The sequence below is a fragment of the Ochrobactrum sp. AP1BH01-1 genome (genome assembly GCF_018066705.1).
In the GTDB taxonomy this organism is placed as follows: domain Bacteria; phylum Pseudomonadota; class Alphaproteobacteria; order Rhizobiales; family Rhizobiaceae; genus Brucella.
The window spans coordinates 39,449-56,488 of record NZ_JAGPOU010000005.1; the positions used below are offsets into that span (position 1 = coordinate 39,449).

A 17,040-nucleotide genomic window follows, 5' to 3' on the forward strand; every position below is an offset into this window, starting at 1 on the left:
TTAGGTAACGCCCCGCAATCCGGTCGCAGCCTACCCGGTCAAAACAAGGAACCCTGACTTATGAAAACGCTCGTCGTCTGCTCCGGCGGACTCGATTCCGTTTCGCTTGCTTACAGAATAGCAGCCGAACACCAGCTCACCGCCCTTCTCTCCTTCGACTATGGCCAGCGTCACAGAAAGGAACTGGATTCGGCAAGAGCCTGTGCCGAACGGCTCAACGTCCCCCATCAGATTATCGATATACGGACTATTGGCGCCAGCCTGACCGGTTCGGCGCTGACGGACGATGTCGATGTCCCGGACGGACACTACGCCGAAGAAACGATGAAGATCACCGTCGTTCCGAACCGCAATGCAATCATGCTGGCAATCGCCTTCGGTGTGGCGGCGGCGCAAAACACCGATGCTGTAGCACTGGCCGTTCACGGGGGCGATCACTTCATCTATCCAGACTGTCGTCCCGGTTTTATCGACGCCTTCCAAACCATGCAGAACCATGCCTTGGACGGATACGCCGACATAAAGCTGCTTGCGCCTTATGTGCATGCATCGAAAGCCGACATCGTTACTGACGGCGCAAAATATGGGACACCCTTTGCCGCGACATGGTCCTGCTACAAGGGCAACGAACATCATTGCGGACGCTGCGGTACCTGTGTCGAACGGCGCGAGGCTTTCCATCTCGCCGGGATCGAAGACCCGACCTTCTATGAGGATCCAAGTTTCTGGCGCGCGGCAATCGAGAAGCGGAGCGTTTGATGTTTCGCATCACCAAGGAATTTCATTTCTCCGCATCACACCAGTTGACGGGCCTGCCTGCAGATCATCAATGTGCCCGCCTGCACGGCCATAACTATATCGTCGAGGTCGAGCTTTCCGCTTCCGACCTCAATCAACACGGATTTGTCCGCGACTATCATGAGCTGGCGCCATTCAAACGTTATATCGACGATTGTTTTGACCATCGCCATCTCAACGATGTTCTGGGCCACGACCAGAGCACAGCTGAAACCCTCGCCCGTCATTTTTTCGAATGGTGCCATGCGCGCTGGCCGGAAATTTCCGCCGTGCGGGTCAGCGAGACGCCCAAGACATGGGCCGAGTACAGACCGTGACCGATATACGCATCGCGGAAATTTTTGGGCCCACGATACAGGGCGAAGGCGTGCTGATCGGCGAGCCGACCGTTTTCGTGCGAACCGGTGGCTGCGATTATCGCTGTTCCTGGTGCGACAGCCTGCATGCTGTCGAGAGCCGCTTTCGCCATGAGTGGAAGCCAATGAGCGTCGAGGCGATTTGGGATGAAGTGACGACACTTTCCCGAAATGAGCCCCTGACAGTGTCACTTTCCGGCGGCAATCCCGCCATTCAGCCATTGGGACCCTTGATCGAGCATGGCAAGAAAAACGGCTATCGCTTTGCGCTGGAAACCCAAGGATCGGTTGCACAAGACTGGTTTTCCATACTCGACACGCTGGTGTTGAGCCCCAAACCGCCGTCAAGCGCCATGGTCACCGATTTCGATGCGGTGGCCGCATGTATCGAGGTTGCGGGCAATACGCCGCGAGCAGTGCTGAAATTCGTGATTTTCGACGATGCCGATTATGCCTTCGCCAAAGATGTGGCCCGCCGGCATCCCCAGCTGGCAGTCTATCTTCAGCCGGGCAATCACACACCACCGCCGCCGGAAGCGCATGACGCTGCGATCAACATCGACGGCATCATGCGGCGGATGGAATGGCTTGTCGACAAGGTGATCGCGGATGGCTGGTACGAAGCCCATGTCCTGCCCCAACTTCACGTGCTGATCTGGGGCAACAGGCGCGGCGTTTAGAGCGCGTTTCGATCTGATTGGATCAGATCGGCGCTCCAATCCTTTGTTTTACGCGCATCTTATCCGAAAACCGTTTCACACTTTTCGGGATGCGCTCTCACTAGCGATTGGCGCCGGGCACCCATAATACGTCCTGCGCGCCATTATCATTGACGGTTCGCGACGCCACGAACAGGAAATCGGAAAGGCGGTTGATATATTGCAGAGCCTCCGCCGAGACGACTTCTCCCTCGACGCGAGCAAGCGCAACCATGAGACGCTCGGCCCGGCGTGAAACCGTGCGAGCGAGATGCAAGGCAGCCGAGGCCGCCGAACCGCCGGGAAGAATGAATGAGCGGAGCGGCTGTAGATCGGCATTGAGCAGGTCTATATCGGCTTCCACACGTGCGACCTGCGAAGCGACAATGCGCAGCGGTTCGTAGGCGAGCGGTTTCCCGTCATCCGGCGTCGACAGATCGGCGCCAAGATCGAAAAGATCATTCTGGATTCGACCCAACATCGCATCGATCTGCGCATAGGGATTGTTCTCACCGCCAGTATGAAGGCGTGCCATCCCGATGCAGGCATTGGTTTCGTCCACTGTGCCGTAGGCTTCTACGCGCAGGTCCGACTTCAGCCGCCGTGGCCCGCTGGCAAGCCCGGTTGTGCCCTTGTCACCTGTGCGGGTATAGATCTTGTTGAGCTTGACCATACCTTACTGACCGTTTTTCACACGGGCGTAATAGATCGCCCCGACGATCAGGACAATGGCAATGAACTGCAGGAAAACGCGCAGCTGCATCATCTTGTTTGAAAAGTTGCCATCACCGCCGCGCATCATGTTGCGCAGGCCGATAATCAGAACGACAGCCACTGCAAACATGGCCACCATTGCCGCGCCCTTGAACAGAACGTCCATTTTATTTCCTTCCCATGCGCACTGTTCCGGACCTCACGACCGGTCTGACAGCATCCGGTAGAGCCAGCGTGCAGGCATCAGGCGCCGTGCCAGTGACCCAAGTTTCGCCGGCCTCGTCACCACATAATGCGGACGGGGACGCGGCGCCTCCAATGCATGAAGCAGTACAGCATAGACGGCTTCCGGTCCAAGCTTGTTCTTGGATTTTGTGCCGCCGCTTTCCAATTTCTCCATCTGGCGCTGGTAGAGTTCACGGTGCACCGAAGCCTCCATGTCGATATTGGCTCTTGCGTGGCTGGCGGCATTATACGTGAACTGCGAGGCTATCGGGCCAGGCTCGATCAACGACACATCGACACCGGAGCCTTCCAGCTCCATACGCTGGGCAAGCATCAACCCTTCAAGCGCGAATTTGGACGCCACATAAGCGCCGCGCCATTTCATTGGCACCAGTCCCAGGATTGACGAGCAATGCACAATACGCCCGTGCCCTTGCCGACGCATGACCGGAACCACGCGCCGGGTCAGGTCGTGCCAGCCGAAAAAATTGGCTTCAAACTGCTGGCGCAAGGCTTCGACCGGCAAATCCTCAATCGCTCCGGGCTGGGCATAAGCGCCATTATTGAACAGAGCATCAAGCTTGCCGTCAGTCTGGCGCAACACCTCATCAACCAGATTCGCTATCGACTGCGGCACGGTATAGTCGAGATAATACGCTTCCATTCCCTTTGTCTTGAGAGCTGCAATATCCCCGTCCTTGCGAGCCGTCGCAAAGACGCGCCAGCCTTGGCTGTGAAGCGCTTCGGCACAATAGGCGCCGATCCCGGAGGAGCAGCCGGTAATGATGATGGTTCGCTGTCGGTTCTGACCGAATGTTGCCGGAGCCATATGTTCGTTTCCCGCTGCCGTTTTGCCAAGATTGCTTGATTCGCCCTCGGTTTAAAACGGACCCCGCCCTTGCAATCCGCAGACCGATGCTAGATTTAAGGCCTTGAAACACAGGATGCACGCGTATCGGACACCAATCGCGACTTTGGGGACAAATCTGCGGATGCGAAAAATCAGACGTTTTCTCCGGCAGATCACCTGGGACGTCATTGGTCATTTCAGTTCGGACGATGGCTGGGCTTTCGCCAGCCATATCGCACTTTCCGGCCTGATGGCGCTGTTTCCGTTCCTCATTTTCGCCACGACGCTCGCAAGCTTTCTCGGCACCAAGGAATTCGCCGACACGGCGGTGCATGTCATCTTCGACATGTGGCCTTCGAACATCGCCGCTCCCATCGCCAATGAGGTGATGAACGTGCTGACCGTGCAGCGCAGCGGGCTTCTGACCCTCAGCGTCATTGCTGCCGCCTATTTTGCCTCCAACGGCGTGGAGGCATTGCGCATCGCTCTCAATCGCGCCTACCGCGTCACAGACCAGCGCTCGATCATTTTCTGCCGCCTGCAAAGCCTGGGCTTCGTTCTCGTCGGCACGCTGAGCCTGATGGCGATCAGCTTTCTCTTGGTTCTGGCACCACTTGCCGTGCGTATTGCCGAACAATGGTTCCCCGATATAGCACCGTTCACGGGCACGATTGCCTTCTGGCGCTATACGGTGGCTGTGGCCGTTCTGATTCTGGCGCTGTTCATGGTGCATATCTGGCTTCCGGCCGGGCGACGCAGCCTCGGCGACATCCTGCCGGGCATATTGGTCACGCTCGTTGCCTGGCTTGCCGCGGCCATGGCCTTTGCCAAATATCTGGAAACCTTCGCCAATTATGTAACGACCTATGCCGGCCTCGCCTCGATCATGGTGGCAATCGTCTTTCTCTACATGCTGTCGGCAATTTTCATCATCGGCGCGGAAATAAACGCCGCTATCATGATTTTCCGCAAGCGCGAACAGCAACCCGAACTTATCGACGCAACGTAGTCAAAGCGACGCCCAGCGTCGTCACCATCATGCCTGCAATCTGGATTGCAGACAGCGTTTCGCCGAAAATCAGATAGGCCATGATCGCCGCCGTTCCAGGCACCAGATAAAATAGCGACGCGACTTTCGACATTGCGCCTTCGCGGATCATGACCAGAAGCGCCAGAATGGCGCCAATGGAAATTGCAAGCGTCAGCCAGACCAGCGCAAAGATCAGCGATGGCGACCAGACCATCACCCGCGTTTCAAAGGCGAACGCACAGATGGCGGTCAGAATGGCGGCGGCGATATATTGTACCGCCGTCCCGGCCTTGAGATCGCCAGCCGTTCCGAACCGCTTCTGCCAGACCGTGCCGGTACTGATCGCCACCACTGTCAGAAAAGCTGCCGCAAGACTTTTCGGATCGACGCCGCTGCCGGCGGAAAATTTTGGCCATACCACCATGGCGACACCACAGAAGCCGATCAGCAGCCCTGCCCATTGCCGTCCGCTCGCCCGTTCTCCCAGAAGAATGGCTGCAATCAGCGTGGTCAGCATGGGCTGAAGACCTGCCACCAGACCGGACATTCCCGCAGGCAAACCGTGGTGGACGGCCCAGAACAAGGCAGACAGATAAACGCCATGGATGAGGCATCCGGCGATCGCCGCATGAAGAAGCACATCACCTTTCGGCCAGATGCTCCGGCTCGCCAGCGCCCAAAGCGTCATGATGACAGCCGCAATGGAAAAACGCACCGCCATGAAAGTGAACGGTTCCGCATAAGGCATGGAAAGCCCCGCACCGATGAAGCCGGTGGCCCAAAGCAGGACAAACATGATGGGGAAGAAACGGGCGGCCATGGCGGAACTCTCACTTTTGCGGCTCGCCTTATACTGTTTTGCGCCTATCACCTATCGCATAATACTGATTGCAGCGTTGAATTTGCCAAACAGCTGCCCGCATTTTATGAAGTGGCATGAACACGCCACCCGAAACGATCCGCATTCTCGTTGATGCCGACGCCTGCCCGGTGAAAGCTGAAGTCTATCGCGTGGCAGAACGGCACAATCTGCCGGTCATGCTGGTAGCCAACAGTTTCATTGCCATCCCGCGCGATGCGGAGCGCGTGGAACGGGTTATCGTATCGGACAAGCTCGATGCCGCAGATGACTGGATCGCCGAGAATTCACGGCCGGGCGCAATCGTGATTACCGCCGACATTCCCTTGGCCAGCCGCTCGCTCGAGAAAGGTGCCTCGGTGATTGCACCGAACGGGCGCGTTCACACCCAAAGCACCATCGGCAACACGCTGGCGACACGCAACCTGATGGACAGCTTGCGTTCCGCCGGCGAAGTGACGGGCGGCCCCTCCCCCTTTTCACCGAAAGACCGCTCTGCATTCCTCTCGGCCCTTGATCTCGCCATCGTCCGGCTGAAGCGCGCCGGTTACGTTTCAGGCTGACCGCATCGAGGCGGTTGCGACCCCGGCGCCGATCAGCAATGTCCCGCCAGCACGATTGAAGATGCTGAGCGCCCGTTCGCTCGAAAAGAAGCGGCGCGCCCGGGTTGCCAGAAGCGCATAGGCGAAGGCGTTGAGGAAAGCGAGCACGAGGAACGTGCTTTCAAAAACCAGCATCTGGGTCAGGAAATCCCGGTGCGGGCTGAGAAACTGCGGAAGAAAAGCTACGAAAAACGTAATGCTCTTCGGGTTGAGCGCAGTCACCAGCCAGGCATGAACCAGCATCCGCATCGGATGCACCTTGTCATGCCACGCATTGGCTTGAAGTGCTCCACCAGCGCGAAACAGTTTTATGCCTAGCCAGACCAGATAAGCCGCACCGGCCCATTTGACGACGGTAAAAACGGTTGCGGATGCCGCGAGCAGTGCGCCCACGCCAAGCATGGATAGCGTCATCGCGGTAAAGTCCCCAAGCGCGACGCCGAGGGCCATCGGAAACGCTGCCTTCCAACCTTGTCCCAGAGCATAGGAAACGACGAGCAGAACGGTTGGCCCCGGAATGACCAGAAGCACCAAGGATGCGGCGGAAAATGCGAGCCAGATTTCAATACTCATGGGCTGCTCCTCTTTGAAGAGGAAACAAGCCACTGATTCTCGACTTTGTCGAGTATTAAAGCTTCTGCGCCGCTTCGATGAGTTTTTTCGCTTCCGGGCTGTCCCATGGCGCGGGACCGTTCATGGCAGCAATCTGGCAGCCTTCCTTGTCGACGAGCAGCGTCACTGGAAGACCAAACGCCAGATTCTTGCGCTTCAATTCGTTGAAGCTCGACATGGAAGCGTCCCGGTGCAGGGTCAGGTTCTTGATGCCGATTTCACTAAGAAAGCCCTTTGGCTTGTCGTCGGAGCCGGTATCGATATTGATGGCAACAACGTCGAAATCGCTGCCGCCTTTTTCGCCTTGCAGCTTGTCGAGGGCGGGCATTTCCTCCCTGCAGGGAGCGCACCATGTCGCCCAGAGATTGACCAGCAGCGTCTTGCCCTTGTAGTCGCCAAGCGTCATCTGCTTGCCGTCCGGGCCGGTAAAGGCGATATGCGAAACGGAAATCGGCTTTTCGGCAGCGCGCATGGCTGCCACGCCACCGGTCGCAGCAGCATCCAGCGCCTTCAGCTTGTCCGCTTTCAGCACGCATTGTGCCGACGCTTCATCGCTTTCGGCTACAACATTCGCTGAAACATTCTGGTCAACGACATTGCCAGAAGGGCGCTCCATCACGTATACCGCCCCGATACCGGCAATGACACCGGCAAGGGCGGCAAGAAGGACGATCTTGCGATTTCCCGATTTCGTCTGCGGTTCGGAATTCGCCTTTTCGTTGTCTTCTGCCATGTCGCGTTACTTCTTTCCAATATTCCGCCAAATTGTCACTCGGGGCATATGAGCATGAGCGAACAAAAATCAAGCAACCAGATGTGGGGCGGCCGTTTTGCCTCAGGCCCCGATGCGATCATGGAAGAGATCAATGCATCGATCGGCTTCGACCGCAAGCTCTATGCGCAGGATATTCAAGGCTCGCTTGCCCATGCAGCCATGCTGGCAAAGACGGGCATTATTGCGGCGGAAGACCATCGACAAATCGAAGATGGCCTGAAAACCATTCTCAAGGAAATCGAGGACGGCAAGTTCGCCTTCTCGCGCAAGCTCGAAGACATTCACATGAATATCGAAGCGCGGCTTGCCGAACTGATCGGCCCGGCCGCCGGACGGCTCCATACCGCCCGCTCGCGCAACGATCAGGTGGCCGTGGACTTCCGTCTCTGGGTCAAGCAGGAACTGGAAAAGACCGCCGCCGCCCTTAAGAACCTGATCGAAGCTTTTCTGGAGCGCGCCGAAGAACATGCGGCAACCGTCATGCCGGGCTTCACCCATCTCCAGACCGCGCAGCCCGTCACCTTCGGCCATCATTGCATGGCCTATGTTGAAATGTTCGGTCGCGATCTGTCGCGCGTCCGCGATGCCATCGAGCGCATGGACGAATCGCCACTGGGTGCAGCAGCCCTTGCGGGAACAGGCTTCCCGATCGACCGTCATATGACCGCCAAGGCGCTCGGCTTTCGCGAGCCGACCCGCAATTCGCTCGACAGCGTTTCCGACCGAGACTATGCGCTGGAGTTCCTGTCGCTTGCCGCGATCTGCGCTGGTCACCTCTCGCGCCTTGCCGAAGAGATCGTCATCTGGTCTACGCCCCAGTTCAATTTCGTGCGCCTCTCCGACGCCTTCTCGACCGGCTCGTCGATCATGCCGCAGAAGAAGAATCCCGACGCCGCCGAACTGGTTCGCGCCAAGACGGGCCGCATCAATGGATCGCTGATAGCCCTTCTGACTATCATGAAGGGCCTGCCGCTCGCCTATTCCAAGGACATGCAGGAAGACAAGGAACAGGTCTTCGACGCCGCTGAAAATCTGGAACTCGCCATTGCGGCTATGGCTGGCATGGTGCGGGACCTGACGATCAATGTCGCACCGATGAAGAAGGCCGCAGGTTTGGGTTACTCCACCGCGACCGATCTCGCCGACTGGCTGGTACGCGAATTGGGACTTCCCTTCCGCGAAGCCCATCACGTTACCGGTCGCGCCGTCGCTCTGGCGGAAAGCCGCAAGGTCGATCTGTCAAAACTGTCGCTGGAGGAACTACAGTCGATCCATCGGGGTATCACGGACGCAATTTTCGGCTATCTGACGGTCGAAAAGTCGGTGAAGAGCCGTCAGTCCTTCGGCGGCACGGCCCCGCAGGAAGTGCGCCGCCAGATTCGTTACTGGAAGAAGCGCATTACCAAGGCCTGATAGTCGATCAACATGATGTCATGTGAAATCATCCAGTCAACGGATGATTTCACTCTTGGAAATTTTGCGTTACAGCTAGCGCAAATAGATTTTATTTCGGGAACCAACGCTGATGACAGGCCGCTCCGCCATTTCTTCCGTGCTTCTGATTGCCGCGCTTGCGGCCACGCTTGCCGCTTGCGGTCGCAAGGGCCCGCTTGAGCCACCGCCATCTGCCGTCGTGACCGACGAACAGGGCCACACCAAGCCGAAACCGAAGGAAGACAAGCCGATCATCCTCGACAAGTTGCTGTAAGTTTCCGCTGTAGGGCCTTTTTCCCGTGAACCATTTCGAATATCGCAACGGCGTCCTTCACGCCGAAAATGTCAGCCTGCCTGAAATCGCACAGGCCGTCGGCACACCTTTTTATGTCTATTCGCGCGCGACCGTCGAGCGCCATTTCCGCGTGTTCCGCGAAGCCTTCGCCGGTATGGAAACGCTCGTTACCTATGCGCTGAAGGCCAATTCCAACCAGGCCGTCCTCAAAACTCTGGCCAAGCTTGGCGCGGGTGCCGACACCGTTTCGGAGGGCGAGATTCGCCGTGCGCTTGCGGCGGGCATCCCGGCAAACAAGATCGTCTTTTCCGGCGTCGGCAAGACGCCGCACGAAATGGATTTTGCGCTTGAAGCTGGCATTTATTGCTTCAACGTGGAATCCGAACCGGAACTCGAAATTCTTTCGGCCCGCGCCGTCAGGGCAGGCAAGGTTGCATCCGTATCGCTGCGTATCAACCCTGATGTGGATGCCAAGACCCACGCCAAAATCTCGACGGGCAAGTCCGAGAACAAGTTCGGCATTCCCCGCGTCAAGGCGCGGGAAGCCTATGCCCGTGCAGCAAGCCTGCCCGGTCTCGACGTGGTCGGCATCGATATGCATATCGGCAGCCAGATCATCGACCTGGAACCATTCGACGATGCGTTTGCCCTGATGGCGCAACTGGTCAAGGAATTGCAGGCCGACGGCCACAATATCCGCCACGTCGATGTTGGCGGCGGATTGGGCATTCCTTATCGCACCGACAATACGCCGCCACCTTTGCCCGTGGCCTATGCTGAAATCGTCGCCAGGCATATCAAGCCGCTCGGCCTCAAGACCGTGTTCGAACCGGGCCGCCTGATTGTCGGCAATGCAGGACTTCTGGTGACGGAAGTGATCTTCGTGAAGGAAGGCGATGCCAAGAACTTCGTCATCGTCGATGCGGCGATGAACGATTTGATTCGTCCTACACTTTACGATGCCTTCCATGATATCAAGCCGGTTGCCCTGCCGAAAGACGATGCGCCGCGTATCCGCGCCGATTTCGTCGGCCCGGTCTGCGAAACCGGAGATTATCTGGGTCTCGACCGGGAAGTGGCCAAGCCCGCTCCGGGTGACCTGATTGCCGTCTGCACGACCGGCGCTTATGGCGCAGTGCTGTCCAGCACTTACAACAGCCGCCTGCTCATTCCCGAAGTGCTGGTCGATGGCGACCGCTATCATGTCGTGCGCCCGCGCCGGACTTATGAAGAATTGCTCGCGCTCGATTCCGTGCCGGAGTGGCTATAATCCCGCGAATACAATTATCATGGCAAAGCCTCGCCTTTGCCATGATGCGTGTTATCCTGTTGCAAGATGAAAACGCGATACACGCCAGAAAGCCCAGATGACGGATCGTAGCAACTACAGGAAAGACAGGCTGCGCCGCGCGCGCGATGCTTTTCTGCGGCTGTTTTCGGGCGAGGGTGCCAGCCTCCGCCGTTTGCGTCTGCGTGCCTTTCTTTCAATCGGCTTCGAGCGGCTGTGGCCGCTCATCCTGCCGCTGTTTCTTCTTGTCGGTCTGTTTCTCAGCCTGAGCTGGTTCGGCCTGTTCGGCATGATGCCGCGTTGGCTGCATATCGGCGTGCTGGGCCTCTTCGGGATCGCCGGTCTCATATCGATCTACCTGCCGTTCCGGTTTCGATCCCCAACCGAAAGTGACGTCACAAGCCGTATCGAGGCGATCAACGGCCTCGTGCACGAACCGCTTGCCGTGCAGACGGGCCATATGGCAACCGGCGAACATGATGCGTTTGCCCTTGCCCTGTGGCGGGAACACCAGCGCCGCATGGCGGACCGGTTGAAAAACCTGCAATCCGGCCTGCCTTATACGCGTGTTCCCGAACATGATCCCCTTGGCATTCGAGCACTGGTCGCCCTCCTTTTCGTGACCGCCTTCGCCTACAGTTTCAGCCCGAACAGCGGCCGCATTGCAGATGCCTTTCATATCCGTCCCGGTGACAGTACCGCTATTGCGCGCATCGATGCATGGGTGACGCCGCCGCGTTACACTGGCCGTGCTCCTGTTTTCCTGACCGTCGCGAACGGCAGCGACGCAGATGCAATCAACGTGCCGCGAGGCAGCATTCTTTCGGTCCGTGTTATTGGTGGCGGCTCTGAACGCCTTACCGCGACCGATGCAAAAGGCGAGCGCCGCGACGTCCAGCCGGTAAATGCCAAGGAAGATCAGAAGGCCCCTGCACAACAAGCCCTTGTCGATGGCAGCCGCAATTTCCGCTATGATCTGCAACAGGACGAAACCCTGGCGCTTTCCGGCACCGATGCTCGCTGGAAGTTTTCTGTTACGCCGGACGCCCCGCCCACAATCCGTTTCACCAAGGAGCCCGGGCGGGCATTGAACGGCACATTGCAGCTCTCCTATCAGATCGATGACGATTATGCGCCGGTAAAGGCCGAAGGTGAGATCGTCCCGCTCAACGATGACGAGGACGAGGAAGCCGCCCCCCTTTACGACGCGCCGGAACTGCCGCTTGCTTTGCCGCGGCGCGGTACGAAGGACGCAACGACGTCGAAGGACCTGACCGAACACCCATGGGCAGGTGAAAAGGTTGCCCTCTCGCTGGTTGTGACCGATGCCGCCGGACAAACGGGCCGTAGCGAAACCAAGGTCATCACCTTGCCGGAGCGCCCTTTCAGCAATCCGCTTGCCCGCGCCGTCGCGGAGCAGCGCCGTATCCTGGCGCTCGATGCGACGCAACGTGGGCATGTGCTCGACATGCTGTCGGCAATTACGCTGCGTCCGGAAGAAACCATCAAGAATGCCGCCCATTATCTGGGTCTGGTCACGATTGGCACACGTCTTCGGCTCGCTAGAAGCGATGACGACTTGCGCAATGCGGCGGATTATATGTGGCAGGTTTCGCTCGGTATCGAGGACGGCAATCTGTCCGCCGCCGAAAAACGCCTGCGGCAAGCCCAGGAAGCCTTGAAGAACGCTTTGCAGAACGGCGCCTCTCAAGAGGAAATTGAAAAGCTATCGGCAGACTTGCGCAAGGCAATGCAGGATTTCCTGCGCGAATTCGCGCAACGCCAGCAGCAGAATCCGAATGCGCGCCGCGCGACGCCGGATCCCAATGCACGGATGCTGACGGAAAAAGACCTCCAGCGCATGATGGATCAGATCGAAAATCTGGCGCGTCAGGGCTCGCGAGATCAAGCGCAAGAACTGCTGTCGCAATTGCAGAATCTGATGAATAACCTGCAGATGGGACAGGCGCAGCAGGGCCAGCAAGGTCAGGGGCAAGGCCAGATGCAGCAGCAGATGAACAAGCTCGGCGAACTGATGCAACGCCAGCAAAAGACCATGAACGAAACCTTCGATCTCGATCAGAAGATGCAGCGACAGTTCGGCGGCAGCGATGGTGAAGGCGAATTCGGCGACAACATGTTCCCCGGCGATGACGGCTCCAGGGGCGGTGAAGCTGAAAACGGAAAAGGCCAGGGTGGAAAGGGCGATGTTCCGCCCGATATGGCGGAAGCCATGCGCAAACTGCAACAGCAGCAGAAGAACCTCCAGTCCGACCTGCAAAAGCTGATGGACGACCTGAAGGGCATGGGTATCGAACCCGGCAAGGATTTTTCGGACGCCGGAAAATCAATGGGCAATGCCACGGATGCGCTGGGCCGCAGCGAAGGCGCGGAAGCAGGCGACCAGCAGGGCAATGCGCTCGATGCGCTGCGTCGCGGCGGGCGCGACATGATGCAGAAGATGCAGCAAGCCATGGGCCAGACCGGACAGGGGCAAAGCGGAGCCAACGGCAGCAGGGGGCGCGATCCGCTTGGGCGCCAGCCGGGTACCGGGGACAGCCTTAACGATGACGTCAAGATTCCCGGTGAAATCGATATTCAGCGTGCGCGTGAAATTCTCGATGAAATCCGCCGCAAGCTTGGCAATGCGCTGACGCCGCAGATGGAAAAGGAATATCTGCAGCGCCTGTTGAAATTCGATTGAGAAACAGGCCGAAGCCTTATTCCATCACGCGGCCAACATAAGGCAACTGGCGGAAGGCGTGCCCAACGTCCATACCATAACCGACGACAAAATAGTCCGGGCATTCAAAAGCCACGAAATCGGCATCAAGATCAACCTTGCGACGCACGCTCTTGTCAAGAAGAACAGCGATGCTGACGCTGCGCGCTCCGCGTTCCAGCATGAGTTCGCGAACGAATTTCAGCGTCTTGCCGGATTCCAGAATATCGTCGATCAGCAGCACGTCACGGTCACGAACGTCACTGTCGATATCGCGCAGCAGACGAACTTCCGTGCTTGTCGTACCCTTGCCGTAGCTTGAAACGGTAATGAATTCGACATCCGGTTCCACGCCCGCATCATGCATTGCGCGGATAAGATCGGCCGCAAAAATGAAGGAACCTTTCAGAATCGAGATCGTCAGCAGATTGTGGAATTTGCGTTCAGCAATGGCCTTGGCGAGATCAAGATTGCGGCCCGCAATCTCATCCGGACTGAAAAGAACTTCGATTGTCTTGCCGCCGACTTCGGGCATCTGCTGCTTCTCCTGATCGTTCGCTTACGCGCAGACTCGGGGCGCGCATAAAGGGCGCCGGAAAGGCTCGCTCTATAGCATGGTTTGAGGAAATTGCACCCCACCACTTCAAGATGCTCAGGCTTCTCCATTTCCCAACGTCAAGATTTCATATAGCGTGGCGTCCATGCATCCAGACATCATCGAACTGCGGTCATTTTACGATACCACTCTCGGCCATCTCGCGGAGCGCGCTATCCGCATGGCGCTTGCCGGGCTATGGGATCGCGTGCCGGGAGAGCGGCTTGTCGGCATGGGTTACAGCCTGCCCTATCTCGACCGTTTCAGTGCCGATACGGAGCGGACTTTCGCCTTCATGCCTGCCGGTCAGGGAGCAGTCGCCTGGCCCTCGGTGGAAAAAACGGCGACAGCGCTCGTTTTCGATGAAGAACTGCCGCTGCCGGATTCCTCGATCGATCGCGTGCTCATGGTGCATGCTCTGGAATATGCGGAAAACCCGACAGAAACACTGAAGGAGATGTGGCGTGTCCTCGCGCCCAATGGGCGGCTCGTCATCGTGGTTCCGAACCGGCGGGGCCTCTGGGCCCGCTTCGAACATACGCCGTTCGGCAGCGGACGGCCCTACAGCCGCACCCAGCTCACCACCTTGCTGCGCGAGGCGAATTTCACCGTCAGCACGGTAAGTGACGCCCTGCATTTTCCGCCCGCCACGCGACGATGGATGATGCGGCCCTGTCTCGCGCTCGAAGGAATGGGGCGGCGGCTGTGGCCGGTCTTTTCAGGCGTTCTGGTGGTGGAAGCGCAGAAGCGGCTCTATCAGGGGCTCCCCGTCTCCCAGCGCTCGTCGCGCCGCGTTTTCGTTCCGGTTCTCGCCCCGCAGGGCACACCCGTCGGCGGGTTGCGGAAAGTACCGGCACGAACCAGCACGACAGATCGTAAAAACTAGTGTGGTAATTCCGAAATTCGTATGACCTTAAAGCAGTGTTGCGACGAATTTCGGATTCAAACGCACACTAGGACATTTCCGCATCAAGCCCCGCAAAAACGTACAGTTGCTGCGGCCGACAAGTATTACCGGCCAAGGTTTTTCTCGACTTGGACGCAATGGCGGGATATGCCCCATCATACCTTTAACATTGACCTTTTGGCGGAGCCAAAATCATGACCGATACGCAGAACCTTACCCGTCCTCAGCCCAAGGCAGGCCTGCTCGACATCGCGGCCTACGTACCCGGCAAGGAACATGTGGAAGGCGTTGCCAAGGTCTATAAGCTCTCCTCAAATGAAACGCCGATCGGCCCGAGCCCGCATGCCGTCGAAGCCTATCGACACGCAGGCGAAAGACTGGAGCTTTATCCCGACGGACAGGCGCTGGCGCTGCGCCAGGCAATTGCCGAAACGCAGGCGCTCAACGTAGCGAATATACTGTGCGGCAACGGCTCCGACGAACTGCTCGGCCTGATCTGCCAGACCTATCTTGCTCCGGGCGATGAAACCATCATCACCGAACACGGATTTGCCGTCTACAAGATCCAGACGCTTGGCGCCGGTGCAACGCCGGTCACAGTTCAGGAGAAGAACGAGCATATTGATGTGGACGCGATTCTGGCTGGCCTGTCGCCGCGCACCAAAATCGTCTTCATCGCCAATCCGGGCAATCCGACCGGAACCTATCTGCCTTTCGAGGAAGTCCGTCGCCTTCATGCCGGGCTGCCGAAGCACGTGCTTCTGGTCCTCGATGCAGCCTATGCCGAATATGTGCGCCGCAACGACTACGAAGCCGGCCTTGAACTTGTTTCTTCCAACGAGAACGTCGTCATGACCCGCACCTTCTCGAAAATCCATGGGCTGCCGGGCCTGCGTATCGGCTGGATGTATGCGCCGCTTCACGTCATCGATGCCGTCAATCGCATCCGCGGACCGTTCAACATGAACTCTGCCGCCATTGCTGCGGGCGCTGCCGCAATCCGGGACCGCGCCCATGTCGAGAAGTCGATCGCCTATAATGAAAAATGGCTTGGCTGGCTGACCGAGGAATTCACCAAGCTCGGGCTTCGTGTAACGCCTTCGGTCACGAATTTCCTGCTGATCCACTTTCCGGAAGATGCTGCGCATTCGGCAGACAAGGCTGATGAATGGCTTTCCAAACGGGGTTATATCTTGCGTCGTGTGGGCGGTTACGGTTTCCCCAATGCCTTGCGCATGACCGTTGGACCGGAAGAAGCCAATCGTGGCGTTGTCGCCGCCCTGACCGAATTTTTGAAGTAGAACAATGTCCACGGTCCATTTCAACAAGATCGCCCTGATCGGCATCGGCCTTATCGGTTCATCGCTGGCCCGCGTCATTCGGCGTGAAAAGCTCGCGGATCACATCGCCATCGCCACGCGCAGCAGCGAAACGCTGAAACGCGCCGAAGAGCTGGGGCTCGGCGACAGCTACACCACGGATAGCGCCGAGGCCGTCCAGGATGCCGATCTCGTCATCGTGTCTGTACCGGTCGGCTCGTCAGGCACCGTCGCGCGCCAGATCGCGGCAAGTCTCAAACCCGGTGCCATCGTGACCGACGTCGGCTCCACCAAGGCATCCGTGATTGCCCAGATGCAGCCGGAATTGCCCGACACCGTGCGCTTCATTCCCGGGCACCCGCTGGCTGGCACGGAATATTCGGGTCCGGATGCGGGCTTCGCGGAACTCTTCACCAATCGCTGGTGCATTCTCACTCCCCTGCCCGACACGGATGAAGCAGCGCTGGAAAGGCTGAGCGATTTCTGGATCGCCTGCGGCTCGCGGCTTGATCGCATGGACCCTCAGCATCACGACCTAGTGCTGGCCATAGTCTCGCATCTGCCGCATATCATCGCCTATAACATCGTGGGTACGGCCAGCGATCTGGAACAGGTGACCAAATCGGAAGTCATCAAATATTCCGCTTCCGGTTTCCGCGACTTCACGCGCCTGGCCGCCTCTGATCCGACGATGTGGCGCGACGTCTGCCTGCACAACAAGGATGCAATCCTCGAAATGCTGGGGCGTTTTTCGGAAGATCTCGCCTCGCTGCAGCGCTCGATACGCTGGGGCGACGGTGAAGCGCTGTTCGAACTTTTCACGCGCACGCGCGCTGTCCGCCGTGGCATTATCGATGCGGGGCAGGAAGTGGATGCGCCGGACTTCGGTCGTCAGGCTGCGACGCGCAAGTAGGGCGGAACATGCCGCCCTACTCCCTTGCTGCCTTATTCACCTACTCCC

At 58.2% G+C, this 17,040-nt stretch carries 19 protein-coding genes; 12 read left to right on the forward strand and 7 right to left on the reverse strand.

Going from position 1 to position 17,040, the window contains the following annotated elements; translation table 11 throughout:
* Window positions 1-60: 60 nt before the first annotated feature.
* From queC to queE, 3 genes are read left to right on the forward strand one after another with little or no spacing between them, the layout of a single operon-like run.
* The gene (gene queC / locus J9800_RS18010; protein ID WP_114214593.1) at window positions 61-759 is read left to right on the forward strand and encodes a 7-cyano-7-deazaguanine synthase QueC; all 699 of its coding nucleotides are present in this window, start codon (window positions 61-63) and stop codon (window positions 757-759) included.
* Window positions 759-1,115: a 6-carboxytetrahydropterin synthase QueD gene (queD, locus tag J9800_RS18015; protein WP_114214592.1), complete on the forward strand. Its 357-nt coding sequence runs from the start codon at window positions 759-761 to the stop codon at window positions 1,113-1,115. The genes queC and queD overlap by 1 nt, the downstream gene beginning before the upstream one ends.
* Window positions 1,094-1,834 carry a 7-carboxy-7-deazaguanine synthase QueE gene (gene queE, locus J9800_RS18020; protein WP_114214591.1) on the forward strand — a complete coding sequence of 247 codons (741 nt, stop codon included), beginning with the start codon at window positions 1,094-1,096 and terminating at the stop codon, window positions 1,832-1,834. The genes queD and queE overlap by 22 nt, the downstream gene beginning before the upstream one ends.
* Window positions 1,835-1,934: 100 nt before the next feature.
* Here queE and J9800_RS18025 read toward each other — a convergent pair whose 3' ends face one another.
* Genes J9800_RS18025 through J9800_RS18035 form a run of 3 tightly spaced genes read right to left on the reverse strand, consistent with a single transcriptional unit; the run spans window position 1,935 to window position 3,620 of the window.
* Entirely contained in the window at window positions 1,935-2,525 is a 591-nt protein-coding gene (locus tag J9800_RS18025) for a cob(I)yrinic acid a,c-diamide adenosyltransferase (RefSeq protein ID WP_114214590.1), read from the reverse strand.
* A gap of 3 nt (window positions 2,526-2,528) precedes the next feature.
* Window positions 2,529-2,732, reverse strand: coding sequence for a twin transmembrane helix small protein (locus tag J9800_RS18030; RefSeq protein ID WP_112592831.1), 204 nt, complete (start codon window positions 2,730-2,732; stop codon window positions 2,529-2,531).
* A gap of 33 nt (window positions 2,733-2,765) precedes the next feature.
* A complete protein-coding gene (locus J9800_RS18035; RefSeq protein WP_114214589.1) occupies window positions 2,766-3,620 on the reverse strand; it encodes an SDR family oxidoreductase in 855 nt (284 codons plus the stop codon).
* A gap of 163 nt (window positions 3,621-3,783) precedes the next feature.
* On the opposite strand from J9800_RS18035, the gene J9800_RS18040 reads away from it, so the two are divergent.
* Window positions 3,784-4,650, forward strand: coding sequence for a YihY/virulence factor BrkB family protein (locus tag J9800_RS18040; RefSeq protein ID WP_114214588.1), 867 nt, complete (start codon window positions 3,784-3,786; stop codon window positions 4,648-4,650).
* Here the strand turns inward: J9800_RS18040 and J9800_RS18045 are convergent.
* Entirely contained in the window at window positions 4,634-5,491 is an 858-nt protein-coding gene (locus tag J9800_RS18045) for a DMT family transporter (RefSeq protein ID WP_210845902.1), read from the reverse strand. The genes J9800_RS18040 and J9800_RS18045 overlap by 17 nt on opposite strands.
* Window positions 5,492-5,607: 116 nt before the next feature.
* On the opposite strand from J9800_RS18045, the gene J9800_RS18050 reads away from it, so the two are divergent.
* Complete coding sequence (locus J9800_RS18050) at window positions 5,608-6,093, forward strand: YaiI/YqxD family protein (RefSeq protein WP_114214586.1); 486 nt, start codon at window positions 5,608-5,610, stop codon at window positions 6,091-6,093.
* Here J9800_RS18050 and J9800_RS18055 read toward each other — a convergent pair.
* On the reverse strand, window positions 6,085-6,705 hold the full coding sequence (locus J9800_RS18055) for a LysE family translocator (RefSeq protein ID WP_114214585.1): 621 nt from the start codon (window positions 6,703-6,705) through the stop codon (window positions 6,085-6,087). The two genes, J9800_RS18050 and J9800_RS18055, sit on opposite strands and share 9 nt — an antisense overlap.
* Window positions 6,706-6,760: 55 nt before the next feature.
* On the reverse strand, window positions 6,761-7,477 hold the full coding sequence (tlpA, locus tag J9800_RS18060; protein WP_114214584.1) for a thiol:disulfide interchange protein TlpA: 717 nt from the start codon (window positions 7,475-7,477) through the stop codon (window positions 6,761-6,763).
* A gap of 54 nt (window positions 7,478-7,531) precedes the next feature.
* Here tlpA and argH point away from each other — a divergent pair, with 54 nt between their 5' ends.
* From argH to J9800_RS18080, 4 genes are all read left to right on the forward strand, one after another.
* Window positions 7,532-8,932 (forward strand): argininosuccinate lyase, encoded by a 1,401-nt coding sequence (argH, locus tag J9800_RS18065; protein WP_114214583.1) that lies wholly within the window; start codon window positions 7,532-7,534, stop codon window positions 8,930-8,932.
* A gap of 112 nt (window positions 8,933-9,044) precedes the next feature.
* A complete protein-coding gene (lptM, locus tag J9800_RS18070; protein ID WP_006467922.1) occupies window positions 9,045-9,227 on the forward strand; it encodes an LPS translocon maturation chaperone LptM in 183 nt (60 codons plus the stop codon).
* 25 nt (window positions 9,228-9,252) lie between these two features.
* Window positions 9,253-10,518, forward strand: coding sequence for a diaminopimelate decarboxylase (gene lysA / locus J9800_RS18075; protein ID WP_114214582.1), 1,266 nt, complete (start codon window positions 9,253-9,255; stop codon window positions 10,516-10,518).
* Between the two features lie 97 nt (window positions 10,519-10,615).
* Window positions 10,616-13,240 (forward strand): TIGR02302 family protein, encoded by a 2,625-nt coding sequence (locus J9800_RS18080; protein WP_210845903.1) that lies wholly within the window; start codon window positions 10,616-10,618, stop codon window positions 13,238-13,240.
* A gap of 16 nt (window positions 13,241-13,256) precedes the next feature.
* On the opposite strand, the gene hpt is transcribed toward J9800_RS18080, so the two are convergent.
* Window positions 13,257-13,793 carry a hypoxanthine phosphoribosyltransferase gene (gene hpt / locus J9800_RS18085; protein WP_114214580.1) on the reverse strand — a complete coding sequence of 179 codons (537 nt, stop codon included), beginning with the start codon at window positions 13,791-13,793 and terminating at the stop codon, window positions 13,257-13,259.
* 166 nt (window positions 13,794-13,959) lie between these two features.
* Here hpt and J9800_RS18090 point away from each other — a divergent pair, with 166 nt between their 5' ends.
* The 3 genes from J9800_RS18090 to J9800_RS18100 all read left to right on the forward strand — a co-directional run bounded on the left by J9800_RS18090 (window position 13,960) and on the right by J9800_RS18100 (window position 16,992).
* Window positions 13,960-14,739 (forward strand): class I SAM-dependent methyltransferase, encoded by a 780-nt coding sequence (locus J9800_RS18090; protein ID WP_112592812.1) that lies wholly within the window; start codon window positions 13,960-13,962, stop codon window positions 14,737-14,739.
* A 215-nt stretch (window positions 14,740-14,954) separates the two neighbouring features.
* Window positions 14,955-16,061, forward strand: a complete 1,107-nt coding sequence (gene hisC / locus J9800_RS18095) for a histidinol-phosphate transaminase (protein ID WP_114214579.1) — start codon at window positions 14,955-14,957, stop codon at window positions 16,059-16,061.
* 4 nt (window positions 16,062-16,065) lie between these two features.
* Window positions 16,066-16,992, forward strand: a complete 927-nt coding sequence (locus tag J9800_RS18100; protein WP_114214578.1) for a prephenate/arogenate dehydrogenase family protein — start codon at window positions 16,066-16,068, stop codon at window positions 16,990-16,992.
* Window positions 16,993-17,040 lie beyond the last annotated feature (48 nt).